This is a genomic window from Nonlabens agnitus, assembly GCF_002994045.1.
GTDB classification, from domain to species: Bacteria; Bacteroidota; Bacteroidia; order Flavobacteriales; family Flavobacteriaceae; genus Nonlabens; species Nonlabens agnitus.
The window spans coordinates 932,226-944,305 of the sequence record NZ_MQUC01000003.1 but is presented as its reverse complement, the minus strand read 5'-3'; the positions used below and the strand labels follow the sequence as shown (position 1 = coordinate 944,305).

Annotated in this window: 11 protein-coding genes; 7 read left to right on the top strand and 4 right to left on the bottom strand. The window is 41.7% G+C overall.

What is annotated here, in order from left to right; translation table 11 throughout:
* The first annotated feature begins 179 nt into the window (after nucleotides 1-179).
* Together BST86_RS14745 and BST86_RS04365 are read left to right on the top strand one after the other, a co-directional pair.
* Nucleotides 180-446 (top strand): hypothetical protein, encoded by a 267-nt coding sequence (locus tag BST86_RS14745; protein ID WP_172443313.1) that lies wholly within the window; start codon nucleotides 180-182, stop codon nucleotides 444-446.
* Between the two features lie 83 nt (nucleotides 447-529).
* Entirely contained in the window at nucleotides 530-916 is a 387-nt protein-coding gene (locus BST86_RS04365) for a DUF6122 family protein (protein ID WP_105982203.1), read from the top strand.
* Between the two features lie 142 nt (nucleotides 917-1,058).
* On the opposite strand, the gene BST86_RS04360 is transcribed toward BST86_RS04365, so the two are convergent.
* From BST86_RS04360 to BST86_RS04350, 3 genes are all read right to left on the bottom strand, one after another.
* A complete protein-coding gene (locus tag BST86_RS04360) occupies nucleotides 1,059-1,736 on the bottom strand; it encodes a type 1 glutamine amidotransferase domain-containing protein (RefSeq protein ID WP_105982202.1) in 678 nt (225 codons plus the stop codon).
* A 66-nt stretch (nucleotides 1,737-1,802) separates the two neighbouring features.
* On the bottom strand, nucleotides 1,803-2,435 hold the full coding sequence (locus BST86_RS04355) for an NAD(P)H-dependent oxidoreductase (protein ID WP_105982201.1): 633 nt from the start codon (nucleotides 2,433-2,435) through the stop codon (nucleotides 1,803-1,805).
* A 1-nt stretch (nucleotide 2,436) separates the two neighbouring features.
* On the bottom strand, nucleotides 2,437-2,919 hold the full coding sequence (locus BST86_RS04350) for a MarR family winged helix-turn-helix transcriptional regulator (protein WP_105982200.1): 483 nt from the start codon (nucleotides 2,917-2,919) through the stop codon (nucleotides 2,437-2,439).
* 283 nt (nucleotides 2,920-3,202) lie between these two features.
* On the opposite strand from BST86_RS04350, the gene BST86_RS04345 reads away from it, so the two are divergent.
* The 5 genes from BST86_RS04345 (at nucleotide 3,203) to BST86_RS04325 (ending at nucleotide 9,327) form a co-directional block, all read left to right on the top strand.
* Nucleotides 3,203-3,706: a YehS family protein gene (locus BST86_RS04345; RefSeq protein ID WP_055412641.1), complete on the top strand. Its 504-nt coding sequence runs from the start codon at nucleotides 3,203-3,205 to the stop codon at nucleotides 3,704-3,706.
* A 55-nt stretch (nucleotides 3,707-3,761) separates the two neighbouring features.
* Nucleotides 3,762-4,547, top strand: coding sequence for a M90 family metallopeptidase (locus tag BST86_RS04340; RefSeq protein WP_105982199.1), 786 nt, complete (start codon nucleotides 3,762-3,764; stop codon nucleotides 4,545-4,547).
* Nucleotides 4,548-4,711: 164 nt separating this feature from the next.
* Nucleotides 4,712-5,482 (top strand): S1/P1 nuclease, encoded by a 771-nt coding sequence (locus BST86_RS04335; protein WP_105982198.1) that lies wholly within the window; start codon nucleotides 4,712-4,714, stop codon nucleotides 5,480-5,482.
* Between the two features lie 904 nt (nucleotides 5,483-6,386).
* Nucleotides 6,387-8,294, top strand: coding sequence for an acetate--CoA ligase (acs, locus tag BST86_RS04330; protein ID WP_105982197.1), 1,908 nt, complete (start codon nucleotides 6,387-6,389; stop codon nucleotides 8,292-8,294).
* A gap of 91 nt (nucleotides 8,295-8,385) precedes the next feature.
* A complete protein-coding gene (locus BST86_RS04325; protein WP_105982196.1) occupies nucleotides 8,386-9,327 on the top strand; it encodes an aldo/keto reductase in 942 nt (313 codons plus the stop codon).
* Nucleotides 9,328-9,546: 219 nt separating this feature from the next.
* On the opposite strand, the gene BST86_RS04320 is transcribed toward BST86_RS04325, so the two are convergent.
* Nucleotides 9,547-12,009, bottom strand: coding sequence for a zinc-dependent metalloprotease (locus tag BST86_RS04320; protein ID WP_105982195.1), 2,463 nt, complete (start codon nucleotides 12,007-12,009; stop codon nucleotides 9,547-9,549).
* Nucleotides 12,010-12,080 lie beyond the last annotated feature (71 nt).

Genomic DNA, 12,080 nt, shown 5'->3' with positions numbered 1-12,080 from the left:
AAACCAAAGGAGCAAGAATTTTTACTTTTGAAAGGACCTAACCAAAAAATGCTTCATAGATTTTTCCCTTTCAACTGAAACTTTGCGTCATGATCTCATGATTATCTATGAAAAATGTCGCGCCAGCTAAGTTTTCATTTTCGATATTGAGCCTTAGATTTGCTGCCTTTTTACATTTTATGTTACACAACTACTTCAAAACAGCACTTTTACTTGTTTCCGTAACCTTAGTCATGTCCTGCGATTCTACGCCTTGTGATGAAGGATATACCGAGGTCGAGCAAGATGGTAATGTTATTTGCCTACCAGATTATGTCGTCGGGATTGAAAAAACGACATGGTTGGGAACGGCTTTTTACCATAGCGATTACGGCATCATTGAATTTGACAATGGTTCTTGGGTAACCACGTATGGTGAGGTTCTGGCGGTTGAAGATCTGGACTAGTTTTTCAAAACACTGCATCGGTGACTTCGTGTCTTTCTAAGGAATCAAAGCACTACATTAGCCGTAATTAAGACGAGCGACACATGCAAACCTTTGTCCATTACTTCTTGCACTTTGGAGCGCCGTTGGTGATCGCCCATGTCTTTTTTAGATCCCAATGGAAGAAAGCTTTTTTGATACTACTGGCTACCATGATCGTAGATCTGGATCACCTGCTAGCTGATCCCATTTTTCAGGCAGATCGATGCAGCATCAATTTTCACTTGCTACATACCTACTACGCCATGATTTTATACGTTGTACTTCTATTCTTTAAAGGCCCATTGCGACTTATAGGCATCGGTTTGTTGTTTCATATGCTCACAGATACGATCGATTGTCTTTTTACCTATGCCGACTGCAAGGAATGCCTCGCCACTTCACCAGCGATTAGTTTGCTGGAAAGCATCGCCGAATTATTCCATATTTGAATTTTGAACATGAGATCACTTTCCTGCCTATTCGGCAGGCAGGCGCTAGAGCGCTATTATCATCTACATCTCACTTGATAACTTGACTATAATAAAAAAGCCCATACGTTATCGTATGGGCTTTGTTCAGATGGGTTTAAATTTACTTCACTAAATCGTATAGCATCTCTGCCACTTTCTTAGAGGATGCTGGGTTTTGACCTGTAATCAAACGACCGTCCTGCAATGCATATTCTGACCAGTCATCGCCTTTAGAATAGATACCTCCATTTTCTTTCAACATATCCTCTACTAGAAAAGGAACTACATCTACCAATTCCACCGCTTTCTCTTCAGAATTGGTGAATCCAGTGACTTTTTTACCTTTTACTAAAGGTTCGCCATCAGTTCCCTTCACATTTTTCAAGGCTGCTGGAGCGTGACAAACAAAGGCTACCGGCTTTTCCTGCTCGTTAAAGGTCTCAATCAATTTGATGGAAGTCGCATCATTAGCAAGATCCCACAATGGTCCATGACCACCTGGATAGAACACCGCATCATAATCTGACGCGTTTACATCGCTCAATTTATGAGTGGTGTTGATTCTTTCCTGTGCTTCTTTATCGTTGTGAAAACGCTCCGTTGATTCTGTAGAAGCATCTTCCGTATCACTACTAGGGTCGATAGGTGCCTTTCCTCCTTTAGGAGTTGCAAGCGTGATCTCAACGCCTTTATCTTTTAATGTGTAATACGGTCCAGCAAACTCCTCTACCCAGAAACCAGTTTTTTTTCCTGTGTCACCTAACTTATCGTGTGATGTCAATACAAATAATACTTTCATGATCTTGTTTTTAAATTTCTAATTAAGTCCGCTTAAATCGTAGCGGTATTTTCTAAATCAATTCATTTAATCAATGACGGTAACCAGTTCTTCCATAGGTTTTCTCACCTTGATTAGATCAGACAACCAGTCCTCTGAAGCTTCTCGATAGCCTATAGGAAGCAGAACCGCACTGCGCAATCCTTTTTCTCTCAAACCTAGGATCTTGTCCACTGCATCTGCATCAAAACCTTCCATAGGTACAGAATCCACTTTCTCCTCTGCAGCTGCCATCAAAGCATGAGCTAGGCCTATATACGCTTGTTTTGCTGCATGGTTGAAATTCTCCTCAGCATCCTTTTGTGGATATGAGTTCAACAATTGTTGACGGTAGTTTTCCCAACCTTCATTTTTAAAACCGCGTATCTCATTGGTCAAATCAAACATGTGGTTGATACGCTCTTTGGTGTATGTATCCCAAGCGGCAAAAACCAATAGATGAGAACAGTCGGTCACGGTGGATTGATTCCACGCGACAGGCTTGATCTTTTCCTTGATCTCTTGATTGGTAATGACCATCACCTCAAAAGGTTGCAGTCCGCTAGAGGTAGGTGCCAGGCGTACTGCTTCCAGTATACGGTCAATTTTATCTTGGGATACTTTCTCGCCATTCATGGCTTTAGCAGCATAACGCCACTTCAAATTTTCTATTAAATTCATTTTATTGTTTTCTATTATTATGTTCTTCTTTAGAGGTAAGCGCATCCATCCAGCTGTCCAGAATATTCTTCAAATGCTTGATTTCAGATAGTGTAACGTTCTCTGTCATGAGCAACTCCAGCATCTCATTAGGGATGCTAGCAGCAGTTTCCTTAAGCTCTTTTCCTTTTTCTGATAAGCAAATGATCACGCTGCGTTCATCATCCTTACAGCGGTTGCGATCGATCCATCCCTGATTTTCGATACGTTGCAACAGCGGTGATAAAGTATTGGTATTGAGCAACAACTTTTCTGATATATAATTCACGGACACTTGATCTTGTTCCCAAAGCACCAACATAACCAGATATTGAGGATAAGTCATCCCCATTTTATCAAGATAGGGCTTGTAAGCTTTAGTAATCAACCTAGAAACTGAGTAGATAGGAAAACACATTTGATTGCTCAGTTTGAGTGCATCGGTATGTGGTTTTTGATCTGTCATAAATCGATTTAATCTCGCGTTTAGAATTTATATCGTGCGCGATACAAATGTACAGATCGACAGCATGAGCACTTGCTAAACTTATGTTATAAGAAAAAGGACCGCGACCGATGACTATTGTTCTCGCCTTAATTGATAACATGAAACTTAATAACCCTTAATCGTGATAGTCTTAAACAGATTGAAGAAGTTACCCCAACTTTGGCACATTGATGTGATGTTGAAAAAGTTCGCTTTCGCGAAAGCGAAATCCTATCTTTGTCCTCTCATATAAAAAATCTTCATGGACAACAATGACATCTTACGCCGGCTGCGCTACATCTTGAACTTGAGCGACGATGCGATGATGGATATGTATGCTAAAGGTGGTGAACCTGTTTCCAGAGCAGAAGTAAGCGACTGGCTCAAAAAGGAAGAAGATGAAGCCTTTGATGTAGTCATCGATGAGAACCTTGCCACATTCCTCAACGGTGTGATCGTGAACTATCGAGGCAAAAAAGATGGACAGACTCCAGTGGCCGAAGTTGTCTTAGACAACAATATCATTTTAAGAAAGCTCAAAATCGCTTTCAACTTCAAGTCTGACGAGATGGTTTATTTGATGAAATTGGGTGGTCAAAAAGTAAGCGCCACAGAGCTTAGCGCATTTTTTAGAAACCCCAAACATCCCAAATACATGCCGCTTAATGATCAATATCTGCGTAATTTTTTGAACGGTTTTCAAAAACAACGCGATGCGCAGCGCAAGAAAATCGAGCAGGATACATTGGGAAATCTTAATTCATAAAACCTTAAGACAAACACGCAGACCAGCCTGGTATTTTTGATGCTAAAACAAGCTCGTGTTATACATTCTGCCTTTACTGCTGCTCGCTGGTGCGGCACTCTATTTTTTCGTTTTTAGAGCACCAGATCCTAGAACCACTACCCATCCAGAATCCTGGCATAAACTGCTGCTGGAGCACGTGATATTCTACAAGGAATTGAGCGCTATTGCCCAAAAGAGATTCCGTAATCGCATGATGCTGTTTCTGGAAGAAACTTATGTAGAAGCCGTAGGCTTTGAGCTGGAAGAATTGGATACCGTTCTCGTGGCCGCAAGCGCCGTCATACCAGTTTTCAAGTTCAAGGAATGGCATTATGAAAATTTGACCGGTGTCGTGTTGTATCCAGATAATTTTAATGAAGACATGAATTTTGACCAGGAGCATCCAGATCGCATGATAGGTGGCATGGTGGGCAATGGCCGTTATGAGAACCAGATGATCCTGTCCAGGTCTTCCCTACACCACGGTTTTGAGAACAACAGCGACAAACACAATACGGGCATTCACGAGTTTGTGCATTTGATCGACAAGGTAGATGGCGAGACAGATGGCGTTCCAGAGCGCCTGCTGGAAAAATCTTACGTCTTGCCCTGGATCAACTTGATGCACAAGGAAATGGAGTCAATCGACCGCAATAAATCAGATATCAGGAAATACGGCGGCACCAATCAAGCCGAGTTTTTTGCCGTGGCTTCAGAGTACTTTTTCTCCAGACCCAAACTCATGAAGCGCAAACATCCAGAACTTTACAAGATGTTGTTGATGTGCTTTGATCCACGCAAGAAGCCTAAGGCTGCATGATGGATGTTTGGAAGAGTTCGCTTTCCTGCCTGTCCGGCAGGCAGGCGCGAAAGCGTCACTAAAACCAACCACCATCAATCACTTCATAAACCTGTGGATTATTAATGATAACGTAACGTGAAGGCGTTACAATAAGATTTAAATTGCGAGAAAATTTGAGAGTTATGAAATATTTGGTTTTGGTAGGGTTGCTATTACTTTCCGTGCAGGTAAAGGCAGATGATTGGGGAAAAACCGGTCATAGAGTCACAGGCGCCATCGCTGAAAAATACTTGAACAAAAAAGCTAAAAAAGCCATCGCTGAACTGTTAGATGGAGAATCGCTGGCCTTTGCCTCCACTTATGCTGATGAGATCAAAAGTGATGACGCCTATCGTTCCTATGGGCCTTGGCATTATGTAAATGTCCCTTTTGACAAAACCTATGAAACCCATGAACATAACGATCAAGGCGATGTGATTCAAGGTATTGACAAATGCATTAGTGTTCTACAATCAGAAACAACTACAAAAGAAGACAAGGCTTTTCACTTGCGCATGCTCATCCACTTTGTAGGCGACCTGCACCAACCTATGCATGTAGGGATAAGTGAAGATAAAGGCGGTAACGATTTCCAGGTGCGTTGGTACAACGATGGAACCAACTTGCACAGCGTTTGGGATACTAAAATGATTGAGAGTTACGGCATGTCCTACACAGAATTGGCCGATAATGCAGACCGACTAAGTAAAGAAGAACGCAAAACGATCGCCAGCGGCACGCACCGTGACTGGATGAAGGACAGTCGCATTCTGGTCAAAGATATTTATGCCAATACTGAAGTAGGTGAAAAACTAGGCTATCGCTATATGTATGACTACTTTGATACCGTTCGCAACCAATTGCAAAAAGGAGGCATCAGACTGGCGGCATTACTCAACGAGGTATTAGGGTAATGTGGTAATGTGGTAATGTGGTAATGTGGTAATGTGGTAATGTGGTAATGTGGTAATGTGGTAATGTGGTAAATTAGAAATTCGTTTTTAGAAATACTCTAATTACAATTTAATTTCATAATTATTATATCAGTTTCATTATTGATAATTGATTCCGTTATTAAATAACTTTCGACTACGCTCGAGCAGGCATATATCTAAATTCTATTCAGAATACCCGTATCGAACAGCAGTCGAGATATGATTTTTGTTCCTATTTTGTTATAATATTAGTCTTTGAATCGTTTAGAACAAGTATCGAGCGTCAGTCGAGATATGGTTTCGGTTCCTAGGATAATTTGCTACAAATTCCTTTTCTCGTTCCGAATTTGAAGAGAGGCCTAGCTTTTGAGAATTTAAAACCAGTATCGAGCGGCAGTCGAGATATGGTTCTTATTCCATTGATAGTTTCTAAAAAATTCCTTTTCTCGACTACCGCTCGAAACAGGAATTACAGTCTCTTAGGGATTTTTGAAAACTTACACGACCCTATAAATGGCGCTTAATCTGGTTTTTATCCATCTCAAATTAAAAAATCTGAATCAATCAGCAGTCTAGTAACGTTTCTCGTTTCGAATTTGAAGAGAGGTCTGGCTTTTAAAAATTTAAAACCAGTATCGAGCGACAGTCGAGATATGGTTTTAGCTCCTAATATAATTTTCTACAAATTCCTTTTCTCGACTGCCGCTCGAAACAGGAATCGCAATCTCTTGAAAAGCTGATTAAACTTCACGGTAGGAAATTAATGTGAGAATTTGATTTCCGTTTAAATCTTTGATACTATAAAATTCAACTGCTACTTGTCAAAGTCTTGTGATTTAGTCTATCGTTTATTTTTTACTTTAGAGTACTTAAAGCTGTGCTCATGAGTAATTACCACATCAAGGGATTAGAAGAATATTTTCAAGTATATCGCAAGAGCGTCCATCATCCCGAACAATTCTGGGAAGAAATCGCCGAAGAGAATTTTGTCTGGCGCAAGCGCTGGGACAAAGTGCTGGAATGGGATTTCACCAAACCCGAAGTAAAATGGTTTCAAGGCGCCCAACTTAACATTACAGAGAACTGTCTGGATCGACACCTTTACACTCGAGGTGATCAAACAGCCATCATTTTTGAACCGAATGACCCTAGTGAGCCGGCAGAGCACATCACTTATAAAAGCTTACACAAGCGCGTTTGCAAGTTTGCTAATGTCCTCAAGGATCAAGGTATAAAACGCGGTGATCGTGTTTGTATTTATTTACCTATGATACCACAGCTTGCTGTCGCCATGCTGGCTTGCGCTCGTATAGGTGCCATTCACTCCATTGTTTTTGCGGGATTCTCCAGCACGGCTCTACGCAGCAGGATAAATGATGCAGGATGCAAGCTACTCATTACCAGCGATGGCTCCTATCGCGGCGCCAAAACCATCGACTTAAAAGGTATTGCTGATGAAGCGCTCAAAGACACACCTACTATTGAATCCGTACTTGTGGTGAAGCGCATCAAATCTGATATACATATGGAGGATGGTCGTGATCAATGGCTGGAACCGTTACTGGAAAAGGCTTCTGACCAATTTGATCCAGTAATAATGGAAGCTGAAGACCCTTTATTTATTCTATACACTTCTGGTTCTACCGGTCAACCTAAAGGTATGTTACACACCACGGCAGGTTATATGATTTATGCCGCCTATACGTTCAAAAATGTATTTCAGTATAGAGAGCATGATGTGTATTGGTGTAGCGCAGACATAGGTTGGATTACTGGTCATAGTTATATTGTTTATGGACCACTTGCAAACGGTGCGACCAGCGTACTCTTTGAAGGAATTCCCAGCTATCCAGACCATAGTAGATTCTGGCAAGTTGTTGAAAAGCATAAAGTCAATCAGTTTTATACGGCGCCAACGGCTATACGAGCACTGGCCAAAGAGAAACTGAGCTACACCCAACAAAATGATTTGAGTTCGCTTAAGGTACTAGGCACCGTAGGCGAGCCTATAAATGAAGAGGCTTGGCACTGGTATAATGAAAATATAGGTCACAAAAATTGTCCTGTAGTGGATACTTGGTTCCAGACGGAAAACGGCGGTATCATGATCAGTCCTATTCCTTTTGCAACGCCTACGGTTCCTACCTTTGCGACCTTACCGTTACCTGGAATACAGATCGCCTTAATGGATGAAAATGGTAAGGAGATTAAGGGCAATCAAGTCCATGGTCGATTGACCATTAAGTTCCCATGGCCAGGAATTGCACGCAGCATTTGGGGCAATCATGAGCGTTATCGAGCGACCTATTTTGACACATTTCCTGGGTATTATTTTACCGGCGATGGTGCTTTGCGCGATGCCACTGGTTACTATAGAATCACCGGTCGTGTTGATGACGTTATTATTGTGTCTGGTCATAATCTAGGAACTGCACCTATTGAAGATGCCATCAATGAGCATCCAGCCGTCGCCGAAAGTGCTATAGTTGGATATCCGCACGATGTGAAAGGCAACTCACTGTATGGTTTTGTCATTCTTAAAGAAGCTGGAGAAACCCGTGACACTACCAACCTGCGCAATGAAATCAACCAATTGATTGCAGAGCGCATTGGACCTATTGCAAAATTGGAGAAGATCCAATTCACCACTGGCCTACCCAAAACCCGATCTGGTAAAATCATGCGCCGCATACTGCGTAAGGTGGCTGCAGGCGAGCTAAAGGATCTGGGAGATATCTCAACATTATTGAACCCAGAAGTGGTGGAAAGTATTATCGAGAATAAATTGTAGGTAATTATAAATCGTCAGATTTTAAACTTGCTTTGCCCTAACGGCAGGAAAGCAAAAAACTTTACTTCAACCATTCCCTAGATTTCCTAAAATGAAATACAAAAATTACATCGCTAGTGCTGTTCCTGTTTCAGAAATTGGTTTAGGAGCCTGGCAATTAGGAGCACAATCTGGTTGGAAGGATATGAGCGAACGAGACGCGATACATTTGGTTCAAGAAGCTGTGGAATTAGGAGTCAACTTTTTTGACACAGCGCCAAATTATGGGCACGGAACGAGTGAGGAACGCTTAGGCAAAGCACTAAAAAATGTCAATCGCAGTGACATTGTGATCAATACTAAATTTGGGCATACCAAGGAAGGTCATATCAACTTTGATGCAACGAACATAAGAACCTCCTTAGAAGCTAGTTTACAAAGATTACAAACGGATTATGTTGATTCCTTGATCATCCACAGCCCGCCAGCTTCCTATTTGGATGGCTCTAAGAACGATCATTACGATATACTGGAGCAATTAGTTATAGAAGGTAAAATAAAAGCCTACGGCGCTTCTCTGGACACCTATGAGGACATGAAAACCTTGATGGATACTACCAATGCGAAAGTGATCGAGGTGTTTTTCAATATGCTCCATCAAGATACAGCAAAAGGTTTTGATCAAGCCCAAAAACAAAACATAGGTATCATTGCCAAAATACCACTGGATTCTGGATGGCTCACCGGGAAATACAACGCCCATAGTCACTTTGATGGCATTAGAAGTAGATGGTCCCAAAAAGATATCGAGACCAGAGCTCTATTGGTAGAAAAGATCCAATCCATTGTTGGCGATGAACATTCGCTACTGGAATCGGCGTTGGCGTTTTGCAGATCCTACGACGCCGTTTCTACCGTGATTCCGGGAACTACTAGTGTGGAACAATTAAGAAGGAATGTAGAAAGCACGCGCATTTCCTTGCCAGACAGCACCATTAAGGATCTGGAAGATTTTTATCATAAAGAAGTAACTCATTTACAGCTGCCTTGGTAATGCGACTTAGCAAATTTTGAATGGTGCGCTCAGTTATTAAATGTAAAACCCACCACAATGTCTTCTAAGTTTTCCAATTTTATGTAGCACGATGCTGGATATGAAAACCTAATATTTTTATTGAAAAGTGGCTTGAAGGGTTTTCGCTTTCGCGAAAGCGAACTCAAAAAAAAAAGCAGACCATCAAGACCTGCTTTTAATCTTAAATTTAAAATGAATCTACTTTTCGGGATTCAGGATATTATCTATCCTAGCCAATAAGTCTTGATAGTGAAACTTTGTAATCGTATCGTTTGTGCCTCGCATCTTGCCGCGCAATGTGGACTGTAAAGAATTGAGTTCTCCACGTACGATGGAACGTACATCACTCTGGTTGACATCATAATAGTCACCGCCACGTCTACCGCGCTGCATCTCGCCTGTCATGAGATATGACATGTGATCTACAAAGGCGCGCTGTAGGTTTCTCTCATAGATGTCAAGCTTGCCATTAGGTGCAAAAACACCTTTTCTGGCATCATCAAATAGATTGATGGCGCTGTAGTAATCGCTGTTGACGGTTTCTGCATTAAGTAATCGACCTATGCGGTCCAGACTTAAAAGATTAGTCAAGTGGCGCGCTTGCGCAGCTCTCATGGTTTCCGCATAACCGGCATAATCGATATTCTGGACGATGCTGGGATCAATCAACCATTCTGGTGTGGAGAAGACGTTTTCATTCAACCATTCAACAGATTCCTTTTGGGTTTCTTTGTCCACATTGCTGTAAACCATTCCTGGTTGGTTAGGCTTTTTGAGATCCTCATTGACGCCACCTACATTAGTGACTACATGACCTACATATCGGTTCCATACTCCTAGAAGCTCTCCATACAATTCTTCCAGATCATCATAATCATTAGTGGTATCTGAAGTCCATTCAGGCAAATTTTTAGCCACGTATTTTAGGTTTTTGATTCCGTAGGTGCTTGCCTTTACAGGATCATTACCTATGGCTTCCGTCTGTGATTGTGGATCAAAACTGCTGCTCTGGCGACCAAATTTATATTTGGGATCTCCAGCCTTTTCCATAATCCATTTATTGAGTGTTTCCACTTCGGCTTCTGGTGTGCTGGCGTTAGGAATCACACGATAACCCCAATTCACGGCATAGTGATCGTAAGGTCCCATTTGGCGTACAAATCTGATGTTCTCATCGCCTGGTTGTGCGATGTAATTATAACGTGCATAATCCATAAGGCTGGCGGCGATACCGTTTTCCTGTGTAAAATCACCGTCGCGATAATCCTCTACATCATAGGCAAAGCTTGCGGCCATATTATGTGGAAAGCCCAAGGCGTGTCCCACTTCATGCGCAATCACCTGGCGCATCATCTCTCCTATTTCTTCTGGATCTGTATTCAACGTGCGTGCAGATGGATTTGCAGCACCAGTTTCCAATAAGTAACGATTTCTATAAGATCTCAAATGGTTGTGGTACCAGATGATGTCACTCTCAATGATCTCTCCAGATCGTGGATCGCTTACACTAGGACCTACGGCATTTCTGGTCGTACTGGCCACATAACGAACTACTGAATACCGAATGTCTTCTGGGCTAAACTCTGGATCCTCTTCAGGCGATGGAGCATCCTTTGCTATGATTGCATTTTTGAAACCTGCCGTTTCAAAAGGCTTTTGCCAGTCCTCGATACCTTGTTTGATATATTCCTTCAAGTTTTCTGGAGTTCCAGGATCTAGGTAATAAACGATAGGTTTTACCGGCTCTACCAGCTCGCCTCTAGCGTAAGCTTCGGGATCTTTTGGCTCCAATCTCCAGCGACGTATATAGGTGTTCTCGTCTGCTTTCAAGGCACTACTTGAATAATCAATCTGATCAATGGTAAAGAACCCGACCCGTGGATCATAAATACGCGGTTGCATAGGATCTTCTGGCAACAATATCATGGATTGATTCATCTGCAGGCTTATGGAGCCTACAGAACCATTGGAAGGTGGCTCGCTGGCATTATAGGTAAAGTCTTGCTTCACCTCAATATTTTCTGGAAAGCTCTTGATGGAATTGATAAAGCTACGGTCACTGTCCAGGTTGCGCACTTTATAAGTAGAACGTAGTCTGGAATTTAAACCGCTCAATGCTGGAATATCAGAACTAAAGAATTTTGTCACATCAATCACAGTGGCTGTGGAATCCTTACTCACCGTTTCAATATCAAAAGCGTAAAGAGTAGGCTCGTAATTATTGACCTTGACCGAGTTTGTGATCGCTGCCGTGGAGTCTCTAGTAATTTCTGAATAGGACTTCACTTTCAACAAGATCTTATCCTGGAAACGTTCCCAAGAAACCACTTGCTCATTGGTTTTACTACCGGCGTTCATATAGCCACCACCTAGATTAGATGGAATTTGTGCAATACGACTTACCAGCAACATATCCTTTTTAAGGGTGTTGTTAGGGATCTCGTAATAATACTTATCCTTTACTTGATGCACTTTGAAAAGACCTTCATCTGTCTTGGCCTCCTTAGTGATCACTTTATCATACGCTTTCATTCCGTCATCAGAACCCTTTGATTTTGAGGACTCGGTAGCAGATTTTGCAGCGACTGACTTATTGGTTTTACAACTAGATAGAGCCATGGTTCCCGAGAGAAGAATGGCCAAAATAATTTTTTGATTCATAGATAATTTTTAAGATCACTAATTTAAGGATTTGATGGCGATTAAATAAATCCACAGCCTACTTATCTTAG